Annotated in this window: 14 protein-coding genes; 9 read left to right on the forward strand and 5 right to left on the reverse strand. The window is 49.8% G+C overall.

The annotated features are described in order from the left end of the window. Positions 1 to 85: 85 nt before the first annotated feature. From EH243_RS10110 to EH243_RS10145, 8 genes are all read left to right on the forward strand, one after another. Positions 86 to 913: an alkaline phosphatase family protein gene (locus EH243_RS10110; RefSeq protein WP_126158530.1), complete on the forward strand. Its 828-nt coding sequence runs from the start codon at positions 86 to 88 to the stop codon at positions 911 to 913. Continuing rightward, a complete protein-coding gene (locus tag EH243_RS10115; protein ID WP_126158531.1) occupies positions 910 to 1,653 on the forward strand; it encodes an HAD family hydrolase in 744 nt (247 codons plus the stop codon). Before EH243_RS10110 ends, EH243_RS10115 begins: the two co-directional genes overlap by 4 nt. Further along, entirely contained in the window at positions 1,646 to 3,688 is a 2,043-nt protein-coding gene (locus EH243_RS10120; RefSeq protein WP_126158532.1) for an ABC transporter substrate-binding protein, read from the forward strand. Before EH243_RS10115 ends, EH243_RS10120 begins: the two co-directional genes overlap by 8 nt. A 202-nt stretch (positions 3,689 to 3,890) precedes the next feature. After that, positions 3,891 to 5,075 carry an ABC transporter permease gene (locus EH243_RS10125; RefSeq protein ID WP_241235048.1) on the forward strand — a complete coding sequence of 395 codons (1,185 nt, stop codon included), beginning with the start codon at positions 3,891 to 3,893 and terminating at the stop codon, positions 5,073 to 5,075. A gap of 2 nt (positions 5,076 to 5,077) precedes the next feature. After that, on the forward strand, positions 5,078 to 6,322 hold the full coding sequence (locus EH243_RS10130) for an ABC transporter permease (protein ID WP_241235049.1): 1,245 nt from the start codon (positions 5,078 to 5,080) through the stop codon (positions 6,320 to 6,322). Position 6,323: 1 nt separating this feature from the next. After that, a complete protein-coding gene (locus EH243_RS10135; RefSeq protein ID WP_126158535.1) occupies positions 6,324 to 8,054 on the forward strand; it encodes a dipeptide ABC transporter ATP-binding protein in 1,731 nt (576 codons plus the stop codon). 1 nt (position 8,055) lies between these two features. Beyond that, positions 8,056 to 8,955 carry a LysR family transcriptional regulator gene (locus EH243_RS10140; RefSeq protein ID WP_126158536.1) on the forward strand — a complete coding sequence of 300 codons (900 nt, stop codon included), beginning with the start codon at positions 8,056 to 8,058 and terminating at the stop codon, positions 8,953 to 8,955. Between the two features lie 69 nt (positions 8,956 to 9,024). Continuing rightward, complete coding sequence (locus EH243_RS10145; RefSeq protein ID WP_126158537.1) at positions 9,025 to 9,222, forward strand: putative motility protein; 198 nt, start codon at positions 9,025 to 9,027, stop codon at positions 9,220 to 9,222. 63 nt (positions 9,223 to 9,285) lie between these two features. On the opposite strand, the gene EH243_RS10150 is transcribed toward EH243_RS10145, so the two are convergent. The 5 genes from EH243_RS10150 to EH243_RS10170 all read right to left on the reverse strand — a co-directional run bounded on the left by EH243_RS10150 (position 9,286) and on the right by EH243_RS10170 (position 16,787). Next, positions 9,286 to 12,492, reverse strand: a complete 3,207-nt coding sequence (locus tag EH243_RS10150) for an EAL domain-containing protein (protein ID WP_126158538.1) — start codon at positions 12,490 to 12,492, stop codon at positions 9,286 to 9,288. Further along, the gene (locus EH243_RS10155; protein WP_126158539.1) at positions 12,489 to 13,496 is read right to left on the reverse strand and encodes a cytochrome-c peroxidase; all 1,008 of its coding nucleotides are present in this window, start codon (positions 13,494 to 13,496) and stop codon (positions 12,489 to 12,491) included. Before EH243_RS10155 ends, EH243_RS10150 begins: the two co-directional genes overlap by 4 nt. 344 nt (positions 13,497 to 13,840) lie before the next feature. After that, a complete protein-coding gene (locus tag EH243_RS10160; RefSeq protein ID WP_126158540.1) occupies positions 13,841 to 14,551 on the reverse strand; it encodes a LutC/YkgG family protein in 711 nt (236 codons plus the stop codon). Continuing rightward, positions 14,548 to 15,972 carry a LutB/LldF family L-lactate oxidation iron-sulfur protein gene (locus tag EH243_RS10165; RefSeq protein WP_126158541.1) on the reverse strand — a complete coding sequence of 475 codons (1,425 nt, stop codon included), beginning with the start codon at positions 15,970 to 15,972 and terminating at the stop codon, positions 14,548 to 14,550. Before EH243_RS10165 ends, EH243_RS10160 begins: the two co-directional genes overlap by 4 nt. A gap of 11 nt (positions 15,973 to 15,983) precedes the next feature. Then, on the reverse strand, positions 15,984 to 16,787 hold the full coding sequence (locus tag EH243_RS10170) for a (Fe-S)-binding protein (protein ID WP_126158542.1): 804 nt from the start codon (positions 16,785 to 16,787) through the stop codon (positions 15,984 to 15,986). A gap of 164 nt (positions 16,788 to 16,951) precedes the next feature. Between EH243_RS10170 and EH243_RS10175 the strand changes: the two genes are divergently transcribed. Next, positions 16,952 to 17,647 carry a FadR/GntR family transcriptional regulator gene (locus EH243_RS10175; RefSeq protein WP_126158543.1) on the forward strand — a complete coding sequence of 232 codons (696 nt, stop codon included), beginning with the start codon at positions 16,952 to 16,954 and terminating at the stop codon, positions 17,645 to 17,647. The last annotated feature ends 190 nt before the right edge of the window (positions 17,648 to 17,837 follow it).

The raw sequence follows: 17,837 nt of genomic DNA on the forward strand, positions 1-17,837 counted from the left end.
AAATACCTTTTATCTGTCCCTTAGTCGTCACATTAAGAACGTAACCTGCTCAGTATGATTTGAAATTTTCAGCTGGCAGGATGGTATGTCAAAAAAAGTAATACTGGTGGTGTTAGACGGTCTTGCCTATGAGACTGCACAGCAGTGTATGGGTTTTTTACAGGGGCTGACCGAACAGGGGTTAGCAACGCTGTATAAAGTGAAGTCTGAGTTGCCTTCGATGTCACGGCCGCTGTATGAGGCTATCATGACCGGTGTAGCACCCGCGCAAAGCGGTATTGTCCATAACCAGATTATACGTAATTCCCATCTATCAAATGTGTTTAGCCTCGCTCGAGAGGCTGGCTTAACCACGGCTGCAGCCGCTTATCACTGGTTTAGCGAACTCTATAACCGCTGCCCTTATGATCAAGTGCGGGATCGCTTTACGGCAGATCCTGAGCAACTGATTCAGCACGGCATCTTCTACCATCAGGATACCTATCCGGACAGTCACCTCTATTTGGATGCTGAATGGCTGCGGTTGAATCATGATCCTGATTTTTTGCTGGTACATCCGATGAATATCGATGATGCCGGTCACCGTGCTGGCTTTGATAGCGCTCACTACCGTAATACTGCACGTCATTCGGATGCTCATCTGTCAGAACACTTATTAAGGTGGATGAACGAAGGTTATCAGATTTTAGTGACGGCCGATCACGGTATGAATGTGGATAAAAGTCATGGCGGTACCCTCCCAGAAGAGCAGGACGTACCTCTGTATGTGATCGGTGAGCGCTTTGCTCATCGCGCCGAGGCTCAGCCTAGACAGCTTGAGCTATGTGGCACTGTTTGTGAATTATTAGGCATTACTGACCATGGGAAGCCGGTGGCTGACTCCCTGCTTAAGAGCGGGAGCTTGAACCCATGAGCCTCGCTATTTTTGATCTGGATGAGACACTGCTAGCGGGGGATAGCTGTTCGTTATTCTGCCAATTTTTGGTGGATGAGGGCCTAGCGCCAACGCTCTTTCTGCAACAGGATGCTCAGATGATGGTGCGGTATCACGCCCAGACATTGGTGCTGTCCGACTACATCCGTTTCTTGCTGACACCGCTAATGCATCTGCCGGTCTGTGATATCGATACGCTGATGCCGCTCTTTGTCGAGCGTTATATCCGACCGCGTCTTTACCCCGAAGCACTGCAACTGTTAGCGAGTTATCAACAACAGGGTATTCGCCTGTTGATCATCTCGGCCACCTCGGAATTTATTGTAAAAGCGATCGCCAAGGCGTTAGGGATAAACGACTTTTTGGCGATTCAACTCACCACTGACGCTGATTTTTATACCGGTGATATTCGCGGTATAGCGACCTTTCGTGAAGGCAAGGTCAAGCGGCTTAAACAGTGGCTGAATGAGCAGCAAGAAAGTCTCGATGGCGCTTTTTTCTATAGTGACTCGATTAATGACCTGCCGTTATTAGAACAGGTTGAAAATCCGGTGGCGGTTAATCCCGATGCCCCGTTGCTGGCGGTTGCTACTCAGCAGCATTGGCCGGTACTGCAATGGAGCATCCCAGACCTCACCGCTGTTGTTGCAACAGCATCCTCAGGTACCCCTTCAATCCAAGATCAATCTTTTATACGACCGGAGCTAAACCATGTCTAAACTTTTTATTGCTGGTGCTGCGGCACTGATGGCAGGTAACGTCATGGCGGCATCATGCCTGCCCATTGTCGGACCTGAAGCGGGTGGGCTTTATCCACACCTGTTTGAAAAAGCTGAATTTGAATTAAAGCAGGGCTGCACATTAAGTTTCAGTGAAAACCCATCGATGGCTCAGCTGAATAGCCGCATTGCTGGTAACCCTAAGTTGCCAGCTTTAGCGCAGCGTTTGCCGCAAGAGCCTTTGGTGATTGCGCCTTACCAGAGTATTGGCCAGTACGGTGGTGTTCTGGATGGCATCTCTAAAGCAACCGAGTCTGGTACGTCGGACTTCTTATCCCTACGCCATGTTAACTTAGTGCGCTTCAGTGATGATTTAGCGACGGTGGTACCCAATGTGGCTAAATCTTGGGAGTGGAATGCGGATTACACCGTATTGAAAGTCAATCTGCGTCAAGGCCATAAATGGTCGGATGGTGCGCCCTTTACCGCTGCGGATATCGCCTTCTGGTATAACAATATCCTGATGAATAGCCATGTGATCGAAAAGCCTAAGGATCGCTTTCTGTCTGCGGGCAAACCGGTTCAGGTAAAGGCGCTGAATGACACCACGGTGCAGTTCATCATGAACGAACCCGCCCCGGGATTTTTGGATAACTTTGCCCAGGATTATGCCCAGCCTTTCCTGCCAAAACATCTATTAGCCACCTTTCACCCTGACTTTAATAAAGATGCCGATACGGTGGCTCAATCGTTGGGCTTTGATGACGGTTATGCGCTGATCAACTTTTATTATGGTCAGTCTGATTGGAAAGATATCCCAACGCCACTGTTGAAGGATAAAGCGGCCAGTGAACGCTTGGTCAAAGCCGGTTACACCGCGATTATGCCAACCCTCGAGTCACATCTGGTGGTTGAAGAAACATTGGAAAAACGTCATCTGGTGGCCAATCCTTACTTCTTCCAAGTGGATACAACGGGTCATCAGCTGCCCTATATCAATGAGATTAATGAAGTCTATATCGGTGATGAAGATATTCAGACCGCTAAGTTGATCTCCGGTGAAGTCGATTATAAGGCGCAGGCGGTTAACCTGCCGCAAGCACCGGTGTTATTGGAAAATAAAGAGCAGGGCCATTACGAGATCGCTCTGCGTCCGACCATTGCCCAGACCACTTTTGCCTTCAACCTGACCGATAAGGATGAGGAAAAACGCGCGGTGTTTAACGATGTTAACTTCCGTCGGGCGATGTCGGTTGCGATGGATCGTAATCAGATCAATGAGATCGCTTATTTTGGCTTAGGAACACCCACTCAGTACACCGCGTTTGATGCGGATACCACCCCCTTTATCACCGAGAAATTGAAAAACAGCTGGATTCAGTTTGATCAGACACTCGCGGGTGAGTTGCTCGATAAAGCCGGTGTTGTGGATAAAAATGGCGATGGTTTACGTGATCTACCCTCCGGTAAAAAGTTTGAGCTGAATATTCAGTATGCCGCTCAGGGTACGCCTTCTGAAGTGGTGGAAATTGTTGCCAAAAGCTGGAGTGATGTGGGGGTTAAAACCACCATTAAAGAGGTGACTTCGGATGAGTATCGTAACTCTCAAACCGCTAACGACCTAAGTGTGCTTAGCTGGGTGATGGGCCGTCCATTGGCCAATATTGCCAGTAATGTCGAAACACTGGTGCCACCTTACGGCAGCTTCTTCGACCTGCGTACCGGTATGCTTTGGAGCCAGTATCTGGATACCAATGGTGCGGAAGGCGTTGCACCACCGGCGACCGTTGCTGAGATGAAGAAACTGACCGATCGTTTTGTGACACTCAAAGCGGGTAGCGAAGCATCCGATCAGTTGGGCCTAGCGATTGCTGAAAAAGTGGTGGATGACCTATTTATCATCGGCACGGTGAAAGCGGTTTCTCCGGTCTATCGTAGCCAGTCGCTGGAAAACTTTGAAGTGCCTAAAACCTCTTCGTATGAGTTTTACCGGATGTACCCTTATCTGCCAACGCAGTGGTATCTCACTGAATAATCACGGTTGATAGCGAAAAGAGAGGAGTGTTACTGCTCTCTTTTTTAATCCTTTATGACCGTTTATTAACCCAATGCTCAGGACTGGGGATTGGGTTAATAAACGGGTAACGCATTTTGTATTGGACGCTGGCTAGCGCGGCTTGTGGCGCAGTTACTCCGTTCAGAGTCATCATCATTAATGTAAGTTTGGGGCCTTGTTTGTGATCATTCAATTCTTTTCGGATACCTGGTTGCTGTGGATTCTTCTCAGTATCGGTGGCCTGCTCTGGTGGCGGGGCCGTGATAATCAGTATTTCCATTATGTTTTTAACCGTTACTGGTTGGCCTTGGCAACTCTGTTGTTGGTCAGTGGCATCGTCTTTTCTTTGATGGAGGTATTGCCGGGAGATTGTGCCGAAAAATATATCGCCTATAAAAACACTCAAGGTGAAACCATCACGCAGGCGGATATTCAGGCCGAACGGGTACGCATGGGGCTGGATAAATCATTGCCTGAACGCTGGGGGCGTTGGGTGACTAATCTGACGCTGCGTGGCGATCTCGGCTTTAGCTGCGCTAAGCGACAATCGGTGAATCTCGCGTTGGGCGACCGTTTCTGGATGAGCTTTATGTTCTGTATGGCCGGCTTACTGTTTGCTTATCTGATTGCGGTGCCATTTGGTATTTTCTCTGCCTTTACCATCAATAAACCTTGGAAAGATAAAAATCCACAACATAGCCAAGTAGAGCAGTGGATCGGTACGGTGATGCTTAGCGGGCAGAAAGTGCTTGATCTATTGTTGCGGGTGATCAGCTATCTGGGGTTGGCCCTGCCAAACTTTCTCTTGGCGCTGACCATTATTCTATTGTACGTGTTTGCCGGTGAGCCGATGCCCACCGGATTGTTTTCCGATCAGTGGGCCAGTGTGCCTTGGTTTGGGCCTAACGGGTTTGAGATGGAAAAACTGTATGACTTTTTGGGGCACATCTGGTTGCCGATCTTTGTGATTGGTTGGTCGGCAACGGCGCTGCAGTTACAGACGGTGCGGGCATTGGTGGTGGATGAGTCGAGCAAACTCTATGTGGATGCTGCGCGTGCTCGGGGGGTTGATGGTGTAGCACTGTGGGCCGGTTACCCCGTACGTCATTCAATCAGCCCTCTGTTTAACTCCATCGGCTTCGATTTTCAACGGGTGTTTAATGATCTGCCGATCGTTGCGGTCGTGATCGGCTTGACCGATTCGGCGGCGCTGTTGATTGAAGCGTTGTCGATGACCAATGATCAGGAGCTAGCGGCGGGGATTCTATTTCTGGTGGCGCTGGTGGTGATTAGTATGAATTTCATCACGGATGTGGTGTTGGCCGCGATCGATCCACGGGTGCGTAAGAGTGTGTTAGGGAGCTGATGATGAATGCACTATTAGCCCGCTTCGGGCGTAAAGCGAAGCCAGAGCAAAATGAAGAGTCTTATTATACGGCCGGACAGTTAGCGTTGATCAAGGCGAGATTCAAGCAGAAAACCTCCGGTATCGTCGCCGCTTGGATACTGGGGACCTTGGTGTTGATGGGTTTTTTTGCCCCATTCTTCTCGCCGGTTGATCCGACGATTAACGGTGCCGATGGCGAGTATCGTCGAGGCGAACCTCAGGTGGTGTTTTTTTGGGATAAAGAGGGCTTTTCGCTACGGCCTTTTAGCTATAGTTACCAAAAAACGACCAGCAAAATTGATCTTAAAGCACTCGCCGGTGGCGGTTTAGATGCACTAGATGCGTTAACCTCCAGCGGTGCGCTGAGTTCATCGAGTCAAAATAAATTCACGGTGGATAAAACCGAGCGCCGCTACCTACAGTTGTTTGTACAGGGTTGGGAGTACAGCCTGATCGACTTAAGTGTTGGGGGTTTGGACTTGGATATCCGTTGGGATCGTCACCTGTTTGGGGTTGATAAAGGACAGCTCCACCTGATGGGCACCGATGAGGATGGTAAGGATATCTTTAGCCGTACCCTGCATGCGATTTGGGTGACCATCAGTATTGCGATTGTGGCGTTGGTGGTGAAGTTGATCGCTTCACTGTTTGTCGGTGGTGTAAGTGGTTATTTCGGTGGTCGAGTCGACACTATTTTGATGAGTATCACCGAAGCGGTACGGGTGATTCCCCCCATTCCTATCTATCTCGCCTGTGCGGTGGCGCTTTCGCAGATCGACCTGACCCCCGTGCAGCGTTACTTTGCGATTGCGGTGGTCATTGGCGCACTGGATTTTGCCACCTTGGGACGACGCTTACGCACCCATATCTTAACCGAACGTAATCAGGATTATGTGTTGGCGGCACAGTTATGTGGTTCGAGCACCTGGCGGATTATCTGGCGCCATCTGATTCCCAGTTTCACCAGTTATATCATTGTCGATACCTTGATCAATTTTCCCTACGTGATTCTGGCGGAAACCAGCCTTAGCTTTTTGGGGTTAGGGCTTACCGAACCGGTGAATAGTTTGGGCGTGTTGTTACAGAAAGCGCAGGATCCCGATATACAACAAAACATGATTTGGCAGTTTTTCCCGGTGTTGGTGTTTGTGGTGTTGATTATGGCGTTTGTGTTTGTCGGTGATGCATTGCGGGATGCGGCTGACCCTTATTCGGAGAAAAAATAAGATGATGATCAATCAGAAAATCAGTGAAAACCTGCTCGAAATTCGTGATCTGAGTATCGATTTTAATACCGATGAGGGGCTTGTTCGCGCGGTGGATAACTTGAGTCTAAGTATCCGTCCCGGTGAAGTGATGGGCTTGGTTGGTGAGAGTGGTTCGGGTAAGTCGATCACCGCGAAGAGCATTATGCAGTTGGCGCCGGGGAATGCCATTATTCAGCACCCGAGTCAGATTACCTTAAACCATCGGGAACAAGCCGTTAACGTGTTGAAGTTGCGTGGCCGCGATCTACGCTTGGTGCGCGGTAATGCGGTGTCGATGATCTTTCAAGAACCGATGGCTAGTTTTGCCCCTGCGATTCGTATTAGCGATCAAATCATTCAAACCATGCAGATTCATCTTGGCTATGACAAAGACCAAGCGCGTCGGGCGGGGATTGAGTTGTTTGACCGTGTTGGCATTGTGGACCCCGCTAAACGTTTTGATCAATATGTATTTGAGCTATCGGGTGGGATGCGGCAGCGGGCGATGATTGCTATGGCACTGTCGACACAACCGAAATTGCTCATTGCGGATGAACCAACGACCGCTTTGGATGTGACCATACAGGCACAGGTGCTCGATCTTATGATGGAGCTGCGGGAACAGTTAGGCATGGCCATGTTGTTTATCACCCACGATCTAGGGGTTGTGTCAAAAATTGCCGATAATGTCACGGTGATGCAGCAGGGTAAGGTGGTTGAGGCAGGCATGGCTGATCAGGTGTTGTTTCAGCCGGAACACGCTTATACGCGCCGTTTGCTGGATGCCTTACCTAACCTTGATAACTTACCGCAAGCTCCGGCGAAAACACCGGCCCCGTTACTCTCGGTGACCGATCTATCTATCAGTTATCCGACGATGGGGAGTGGCCGTCAGCGGGAAGTCTATACCGCGGTTAAAAATATCAACTTAGATCTGCCAGAAGGCCAGATTATTGGCTTAGTCGGCGAGAGTGGCTCCGGTAAAACATCATTGGGTAAGGCGATGCTGGGGGCGGCGCCGATCAGCTCCGGTACCGTTGAATATCATCATACGAAAAAGAAAGTAAAGTTTGGGGCGACCAAAGCGATTAAGCGCAAGCGGTTGGCCCGGACGGCGCAATTGGTGTTTCAAGATCCCTATAGTTCGCTGAATCCGCGAATGACCGTGCGGGATATTATTGCTGAGCCATTAGAAGCGATGAAACTGACGAAAAGTAGAGAGGAGACCGATCAGCGGGTGATAGAGGTCGCTCGTTTGTGTCATATCGAGGTGGAACATCTGCGTCGTTTTCCCCATGCGTTTTCTGGTGGTCAGCGCCAACGGATCAGTATTGCACGGGCGTTGGTGTGTAAACCAAAATTTATCGTTGCCGATGAATCCGTCGCCGCCTTGGATGTGTCGATTCAGGCCGAGATTCTTAAACTGCTAAAACAGCTAAGAGACGAACTGGGATTGACCATTATGTTTATCTCCCATGACCTGAGTGTCATCGCAAACCTCTGTGATTGGGTCTGTGTTATGAAAGAAGGGGAGCTGGTGGAGCAGGGGACCGTTCGGCAGATCTTCCTCGATCCACAGCAGGGATATACTCAGCAGCTTATCGCTGCCATTCCGCTGTTGCATTCGCCGAAGGGGCGTCAACAACGGCTACCAGATCTGTTGCAGATGGCTGAGTATTCGGCCAATACCGTTGAGCAACGGTTAGCATAAGATGGATTACTCTATGGCGGAGATTCGGGCGTTTAATGCCACCTTAAAAACCGGTAATTTTACGCGGGCAGCGGATCTGTTATCGGTTAGCCAGCCGGCCATTACCGCCCAGATTCGCAAACTTGAATCTCGCTTTAGCGCACCGCTATTAGAGCGGTTTAGTCGAGGAGTACAGGCGACGGATTTGGGTAAGCAGCTGTATCAAATTACCCGCCAGTATCATGATCTTGAAACCGCGATTGAGGTGTTATCCAATCCTAGGTTATCGCCCGGTAAAATGACGCTGCATGTGGCGAATGCGTCATCTATTATTTTTATGCCATTGATGGCTGAATTTAGTCGCCGCTTTCCTCAGACGACGCTAAAGATCAAGTCGGTATCAACCTCAGAGTGTCGTGCGCTGGTGTTAAACCGAGAGGTTGATATCGGTCTGTTTCCGCTACTGGATGACAACAGTGAACTGTCCCGTTTAGCCTTTTCGGCGCATCGACTCATGGCGGTGCTGCGACCGGATCATCCGTTGGCGCAACAAAGCTCTTTATCGGTGAATGAATTAGTCGGCGAACCTTTGATTCTGTATAAGCCAGAAGCCTGCACGCAGCAGCTGTTAGAAGCTGTGTTTGGTCGTTTTCAGCTGACGGTGTCGAGTAATGTGGTGGTGGATGGCCGCTTAGATATGTCCGAAGCGGTCAGTCATGGCTTGGGTATCGGCTTTGCGTTGGAACAGGATATTCGTCCCGACCCTCGGCTGAGGGTGATGCCGATACTGGAGGCGCGTGACGAAGTGATCGAACATGTTGTATGGTTGAAGAACCGCCGTAGCTTACCGGGTATCAGGGATTTCATTCAGTTGGCACTAGAGCAGCGCTGCGGTGCTCTGTCAGAGGTGAGTGAGTTATAGCTAAACATTGGGCAATGCTGGCCGATATCATTTAGACTCATTTGTATACAAGCACTGGAGGAGAGCGCTATGGAATTAACCGCAGCATCGGCGTCGGCATATCAGCAGGCATCGCTGCAACAGGATGTTGCTCTGGCGGTGGCTGGCAAAGCGAAAGACAATATAGACCTGCAAGGTGCAATGGCGTTACAGCTAATCGAAAGTACCGCCGTGGCGCCGGTCGATCCCAGTTCTCCGTTAGGGCAAAACATTAACGTGAGTGTTTGATGGTCGATAGTGTGTTGATCAGTATGGATAAACCGCCCGTGGGCGGTTTTTTATTGCCTATCGTTAAATCTCATAGTCACTGGGAAGAAGTTGAGGAAAAACCGCCTTTATCTGCTGAATAACCGCGGGTAGCTGCTCGGCTTTGACCGGTTTACTAAAGAGGAAACCCTGAATGTTGGGGCAGTTTAGTTGATGTAAATAATGCAGCTGCTCCACGGTTTCGACCCCTTCGGCGATCAGTTCTAACCCTAGGCTTTTGGACATCGCAATAATGGCGTTCACGAGGGTAGCATCCTCCTGGTTATCGGGTAGGTCACGAATAAAGGCCTGATCAATCTTTAACTTATCGATGGGGAACTGTTTTAGATAGCTGAGGGATGAATAGCCGGTGCCGAAATCATCGATGGCGAGTTTAGAACCCAGCGCTTTAAACTCCTTGAGCCAGGTAATAGCTTCCGTAGAGTTTTCGAGAAACATATTTTCGGTGATTTCAAAGATGATCTTGCTGGGGTCGACACCCACGCTGTACATGATCTCGGCGGCCACTTTGGCATCAAAACCGAGCAAACGTTGATTGCTGGAGACATTGACGGAGATCGATAGATCGTTGATCCCCTGTTGCTGCCATTCGATAATCTGCTCACAGCTCTGGCGGAGTACCCAAAGCCCAATAGGTTGGATTAAGCCGGTCTCTTCCGCTAATGGAATAAACTCTGCGGGGCTGATTAGGCCTTTTTCGGGATGTTGCCAGCGAATCAGAGCTTCGGCGGCGATCACTTTGTGTTGTTGGCAATTACTGATGGGCTGGTAGTAGAGTTCAAACTCATGGTTGTTGATCGCTTGGCGTAGCGCTTGTTCCATTTCGGTACGGTTTTTCACCTCTTCACGCATCTGTGAATTAAAGAACTGATACTGATTGCGGCCTCTGTCTTTGGCGAGATACATCGCCATATCCGCATGACGCAGCATCACTTCACCGTTATCGCTATCATTGGGGTAGCAGGATATACCCACACTGGCGCCAATATAGAGGGTTCGTCCGGCCAATTGGAATGGCGGTTGTAAGATATCAATCACCCGTTTGGCCGTCATGGCGGCTTCTTCGCTATCTACGAGGTCCTGCAGCACAATCACAAATTCATCGCCGCCGAAACGACTGATCAGGTCCTGCTCACGGATAACGGAGCTTAATCTTAGGCTTACCTGTTGCAGCATTTGGTCGCCTACCGAGTGTCCGAGTGTATCGTTCACCGCTTTGAAACGATCGAGATCGATAAATAGCAGGGCGCATTGGCAGCCTTTCTCGTCACAACGCTGCTGTATCTGTGTCAGCTCCCGCTTAAGCATGGTGCGGTTGGGTAGTGAGGTGAGAGCATCAAAATTCGCCTGTTGACGAATCTGTTCCTCATCATTTTTACGCTGGGTCATATCGGAAAATACAGCCACATACTGTGCTAGTAGGCCGTCGTGATTCTGTACTGCGGCAATGGACAGCCATTGGGGGTAGAGGCTGCCATCTTTACGCTTATTCCATATCTCTCCCGACCAGCTATTATTTTTTTCCAACGAGCGCCATAGTCCTTCATAAAACTCTTTCGGCTGTTTACCCGATTGAAAGATCTGTGGCGTGTTACCCACCACATCTTTCTGGGTATAGCCGGTTATCTTAGTAAATGCAGGGTTGACCGATATGATCTTGCTATCGGGGGTGGTGATCATGATCCCTTCGTTGGTGGTTTCAAAAACGGCGGCATTCATCCGCAACTGCTCTTCGGTGGCGCGTCGTTCGGTAATATCTTCTTTAACCGCAACAAAGTGGGTGATGACACCGCGTGGATCTTTGACGGCGGATATCGTTGCGGCTTCCCAATAGAGTGAGCCATTTTTCCGGCGATTGAGAAAGTTTCCCTGCCAAGCCTGACCGGATAACATCTGCTGCCACATCACCTGATAATTGACGGGAGATAGTCCACCCGAACTAAAGACGTTAGGACTTTTGCCGACCACCTCTGCAAGTGAGTAACCACTTACCTCTTCGGCTTTCGGGTTGATATATTCAATGAGGCCATTGATATCGGCGATGACGACGGCGGCAGGGCTTTGGGTTAATGCCCGAGAGAACTTCCGTAGCTCCTGTTCTTTATGGCGTGTGTCGCTGATATCAATGCGTACCCACACCTCGCCGCCTTCGTTAGTGGGGTTGTCGCTACACAGAAGATAGTGGCCATTGTCGGTATGCTGAACAAGGCGCTGATCAGAATCGTTGTCTTGCTGGTAGTGACATTTCGCATCGATAGCGGTTTGCAGAACCGCTTTTGGTGTACCCGGCTGTAGCAGTTCGCTAACCCAGGGGTAGTAATGCGCAAAATTACGGTTACTGAGAATCAGTTTCTGGTCGGCATCAAATAGGGCAAAGGCTTCACGAATGTTATCGACACCGTCTTTTAAGCGTCTCTGCGCTCGTTCTGTTTGGTTATGAGAGCGGCCTAAATGCAGGTAGAGAAAGGAGAGCAGTAAGATTAATACGGTTGTTAGGCCGATAAGCGCTGAGTTGAGATAGTCCGTTTTCTGTGTGGCTTTATTTCGGTGGCTGAGATAGGCGCTATAGAGTTGATTAAAAGCGACTTTATTGGGGACTTGTTGATATTTTTGCAGCAGTTGGTTTAATTGCGTTTGGGCGCTAAGGCTTGAGTTAATATGGAATTTAAGCGCTTGTAGGCTAGCGGATGGATTCGTTAGCTGTGCGAGTCTCTCCTTTAATGCCACCGCGTCTAAGTCGCTTTTGAAAATATGGTAATGGTACAGTCGGCTGACAATCTCTCGGGTGGGGAGCAGGTATTGGCGATCGTTTTCGGCGATGGCACTGACAAGCATAGGAATATAGTTCAACCCATTACGAACCTCAGCCGCTAGGGTTTTGATCTGTTCGGCTAAGTTTATACGCTGATGCAGGGTGCTGCGATATTGCCGTAGCTTATCACTGAGAGGGGGTGGTAGATCATTAAACAGGCCCGCAATTTTAGGGTTGTTTTCTTGCTGTTGTAGCCGCTGGGTGAGTTTGACGATCTCGTCGTAGTTTTGCTGCCTCATCGAGCTGATGACAAGCACTTCTAAGTCGAGGGCATTATCAAAGGCCTGCAGCTGCAATAATATTTCTGAACGCTGTTGGTTGGTTTGTGAGTGTTCGTCGTGGACTAAAAAAAATAGCCATCCGAGTAAAGTGATGGCCAGTATAGATGTTAGGTAGAGACGTGCTTTGAACCAGATCATTCAGATAACTCCGGATGTTCTCCGGCCAGGGAGCGGATAAAGGCACTAATCGAGGTGATATGTTGGTTTGGAATCTCACGACCTAGTTGAAAACGCCCCATGATTTTGATCGCCGAATCTAAATCGGGGATGGCTCCGTCATGGAAATAGGGTGCAGTATAGGCAGCCATACGCAGGCTAGGGACTTTGAATAGGTAACGATCTAGAGGGTCATGGGTGATGATGTAACGGCCCAGATCGGCTTCGCGTAATGGGGTGCCTCGGGTCTCAAAGTACGCTGAAATATCATTCACCGCACCAAAATGAGCGTACATGTTCCCGCCCACATTGGCGCCTTGATGGCAGCTGATGCAGCCATAGGATTTAAATAACTGGTAGCCCTGCTGTTGCTCATCGGTGAGGGCCGTTTCATCGCCCTTTAGCCAGCGATCAAAGGGGGCGTTGAGCGTGATTAGCGAACGTTCGAACTCGGCAATCGCGTCACGGAGATTGTCGGCCTTTAAGCCCTCTGGATACACCGCTTCAAATGCCTGCCTGAGTAGAACGTCTTGACTGAGCTTTGTAGTCACCTCAGGCCAGTGGGTATTCATCTCGACGGGGTTCTGAACCGGCCCATTAATCTGTTCGTGTAGATTCGCGGCTCGGCCATCCCAAAACTGAACAAAATTAAGTTGGGTGTTATACACCGTGGGGGTATTCGTTGTGCCTTTTGTGCCGTTAACACCCAAAGAGAGTGGTGTGCTGTCTGCGCCACCCGATTTGAGATCGTGGCAACTCGCACAGCTAATGCTGTTGTCGCTTGATAGTCGCGTGTCGTGGAACAGGACTTTACCTAGATCGACCTTAGCCTGATTAAGATCACTGATGGGCGAAATAGGGGTGATGGGTTCTGAACTGAGGTCTCGTGCAGACGCGGTTGTGTGTAGCAGTAACAGTGTTACCGCTATACCGATCAAATTCAGACGGGAAATAATGGCCCGATTGTACTGCTGCAATGCCTGCATCTAGGCATCCTTTTGGTCAGGTCGTTAGTTTGAATACGAAAGGCCTTTTTAACCTGTTTTCGCATTGCTAACCATGATCTGTGTGCTAGAAATGCTGATTTAGTTGGTTTTTAGTGTAGATTTCGCTGTTTTTTATGAAACATCTGAAGCACAGGGGTAGCCCTAAGCTGTTTTAAACAGACCATCTTTTTTAAAGCGGATATTTAAAACGAATATTTGAAATGTATTTTAAGGGAGATTTAACTGAGGGTTAACGACGGTCTTAGGATTTAAAAGAGGTGATAAAAAGCGGTTAATATTACTCGCTGACCGAGGGGCCAGCGAGTGGGGTGTGGGATAGGGAGTTAATCCTTTATGAATAAGATAATCAGTGTTTTTGGACCATGGGCTCCCATTTGCAATGTTTGTTCGATATCCGCACTGCGGGAAGGGCCGGTAATCATATTAACGGTCCTTGGCAGTGTTTCACCAAAGGTCTGTCTCAGCTTTTTCCATGCTTCCTCATAGCAACCGACAATCGCCGAGCGGTGCAGTACCACTAGGTGATTATCCGGTAGAAAGTTCAATGTGGTCGGGCTCTGTGCGCTAGAGTGCAGCATGAGGGTGCCGGTTTCAGCGATCCCTGTAAAACTGCAGGTCAGGCTGGCAATATCACCGACCTGTGCCACCCGTTCGTTACGACCGATCTGCTGCTCGTCTAGCGGCTGCCAATCCAGTGTGCTGAGTTCAGTATCGCTGGCACAGTTGAGCTGATCGACATGGTGCTGCGTCAGCCAATCGGCGCAGGCCTGTGGTACTTCTGCCAGACTCTCCAGTTCAATCAGTTCGGCGGCAGCTTCCGTGGCCATGGTTTTGAAAAGCTCGACCTGTTCCGCGGGGGGGAGTTGTGAGCGTGCAGGAATCAGGTTATCCGCTTTGGCTGACAGCCGATTGGCGACCGTCTGTTGGCGCTGGGTGTCTGACGAATCGGATTTAAGCCCGCGGCGGATATTAGCGAAAATATCGGCACGGCTGGTTTGGGATCGAGTGCTAGAGTCCTTTATTGTCGCGCTCATCGCTGTTCTCCCGTTTTGGTTTTTTGTTGTTCTTTCCATGCTTGCATAAATGTTTTCCCCTGAGGCGCTGGCATGTCACGCCAATCGGTCCAGCCACTGGCTAACGGTAGTTTTTTGATCCGGCCATCTTTGCCCGCCCAGCTTTTCATCAGCCAACTGGCCATACGGGTATAAGGCTTATACAGAGTTGGGCGCTTAGCGAAAAAGGCCCAGCTTGCTAAACCATAGCGGGCGGCCTTTGGTTGCAGGTGCTTTTCAAATTCATCTTCACGCCAATGTCGCATTAATTTTGGCAGCGGGATTTTAACCGGGCAGACCGATTCGCACTTACCACAAAAGGTCGAGGCGTTAGGCAACATGCCTCCTTTTTCGATACCGATCATCTGTGGGGTGAGTACCGAGCCCATCGGGCCAGGATAGACCCAACCATAACTATGCCCGCCCACGGCCCCATAGACAGGGCAGTGGTTCATACAGGCAGAGCAGCGGATACAGCGCAGCATATCCTGAAATTCGGTGCCGATCATCTCACTGCGGCCGTTATCCACTAACACAACATGAAAGTTTTCAGGGCCGTCCTGATCGCCTTCTCGACGTGGACCGGTGGACAGGGTGTTGTAGACTGAAAACTCCTGTCCGGTGGCTGAGCGGGCCAATAAGCGTAGAAATAACGTCATATCCTCTAAGGTCGGTACGACTTTTTCGATCGAGGTGACCACGATATGGGTTTTTGGCAGGGTTTGGGTTAGATCTCCGTTGCCTTCATTGGTGACAATAATGGTCGAACCGGTTTCGGCGACACAGAAATTAGCACCGGTAATGCCTACATCGGCGGCAACAAATTTTTCACGCAGCATCTCTCGGGCTTCCTGCATCAGTACGGCGGGATCGTTGGATTTAGGCCGGTGGTGGTTAGCATGAAAGGCTTCGGAAACATCTTCTAGGTTCAGGTGAATCGCGGGGGCGATGATATGGCTGGGGTGATCATGGCGCAGTTGCAGGATATATTCACCGAGATCGGTTTCCACCGGCTGCACGCCGTTTGCTTCGAGATAGTCGTTTAGACCGATCTCTTCGGTGACCATCGATTTACCTTTGGTCACGGTCTTGGCATCCACCTGCTGGCAGATATCGAGAATGATCTGGTTAGCATCGTCTGCGGTTCTGGCCCAGTGAACATGACCGCCATTTTCGATCACTTTGCGTTCGAACTGCTCTAGGTAGAGATCGAGATGCTCCATGATATGGTTTTTGAGGTCACGCCCTTGGTTGCGCAGTTCTTCAAATTCAGGCATTCGATCGACGGCAATGGCGCGTTTTTCTGGAAAGCCGGTTTTCAGCTTGGCTAACGCTTTTTGTAGGTTTTCATCGGCTAATGCATCATGGGCGCGCTGCTTAAAGAACGGGGTGTTTATTTGCATGGTCTCGCTCCTTAAAGCTGTTGTGCCAGATTGTAATCGGCTTCGCCAATCGCAGGGGTGTCGGTCATGCCGGCTAATACTTCGACAATATGCCGCGCTTCAACCGGTTTACCTTCCCGCTTGAGTTTACCTGCCATGTTCAGCAGGCAACCTAAATCACCACCGAGTAGGGTGTGGGCACCGGTATTGCTGATGTTGTCAGTTTTATTCGATACCATGCGATTAGATATTTCTGGGTATTTCACACAGAAGGTGCCTCCAAAACCACAGCAGGTTTCCGCTTCATCCATCTCTTCGAGTTCGACGCCCTGTACATGGCTCAGCAGCTGCCGGGGTTGCTGTTTGATGCCTAACTCTCTCAGCCCTGCGCAGGAGTCGTGATAGGTGACTTTATGGTCAAATTGCAGCTGTTGTAGCTGGACCTCAAGCGCTTCGGAACGCAATACATCAAATAGAAATGAAGTGATTTCGTGGGATCGAGCAGCAAGTGATTTAGCCTGCAAAAAATAGGGGTCAGCGGAGTCGAATAGATCTGGATATTGGTGCAGCATCCCGATGCAGGAGCCAGAAGGCGCGACGATGTACTCATAGCCGTCGAAAGCATCGATGGTCTGTCGGGCGATCTCAGCGGTGGTTTTCCGGTCACCCGAGTTGAAGGCGGGTTGGCCGCAGCAGGTTTGCCGTTCAGGTACCTCGACGGAGCAGCCCGCCTGTTCTAATAGTTTTACGGTGGCGAAAGCGACGGATGGGCGAAACATATCCGCTAGACAGGTGACAAACAGGCCGACACGCGGACCCGAAGATGTATTTGGCATTTATAGTTACCGTTTTTTATCGTTATTGGCTTAAGAGCTGGATAAATGGCGTCAGCAATTAAGTCTTGTTATTGCGTTGTTGCTACTCAAGATAGTTAATGAAGCGCAGGAAAGAAATGTTACACTCGAAACTGGTCTGACCAAAAGCCTAGGGTTATCTCTGTATGAAGCAGAATTTGAGTGACGATCTGTTACAGCAACTAAAAGAGTGTTTATTCACCGGTGCGTTACTGCCGGGGGCTGAGTTAACCTCCCAGCGGCGTATGTCGGCATCGTTAAAAGTCTCCCGTGCGACGGTGCGGGAAGCGGTGGGGCAGTTAGAGGCCGAAGGTTATGTTGAGGTGCGTCACGGGGGAAAGACCCGCGCAAAAAACCTTCTTGAACCTCATTTCAATATGTCTCTAGGTGAGGGGAAAGCGCTGGGGGATAACCCAGAGTTTCAGCGGCAAGTGTTAGAGGTGCGGGCGATGCTGGAAGGTGAGGCCGCCTTCTATACAGCGCAGCGAGCCACCGATGATCAGTTAAAGGCGTTGGATGCGGAATATCGAAAGATGCAGCAGCGGCAGCAGGAAACGACACTGGAAAAAGCGAAAGAGGATCTGCGCTTTCATATGATGATTGCCGAGTCCTCCCACCACCTATTGATTATCTCTTTTAGTCAGCTGTTCTATACCCGTTTTTTTAATGCCATCTATGGGGTGCTGATTCGGACATTAAAAACTAATGGCCGTTACCCTGAGGGGATTCGTGCGCAACACAGTGCTATCCATCAGGCTATTATGCAACGTGATGCCGAGGCCGCCCGCAGCGCGGCAAGCGAGCATATCCTCTATACCCGTCGGCATCTGGAAAAGGATTAATGAGAGTTAACCATTCTGCAAACCAAGCCTATCTTCCGTTACTTTTACATCGCCCCTAGAAGGGGCTCCTTGTATGTTTAGTCTCAACGATTATTTATCATTGGTAATCGTTTCTGGGGAAGCCGCCCGCTCCTTGAAGCAGTTTTTCTGACTTCGTGTGTAGAGGGGCTCCCCACCTCATTGCTTAGTT

The organism is Amphritea opalescens (assembly GCF_003957515.1).
In the GTDB taxonomy this organism is placed as follows: Bacteria; Pseudomonadota; Gammaproteobacteria; order Pseudomonadales; family Balneatricaceae; genus Amphritea; species Amphritea opalescens.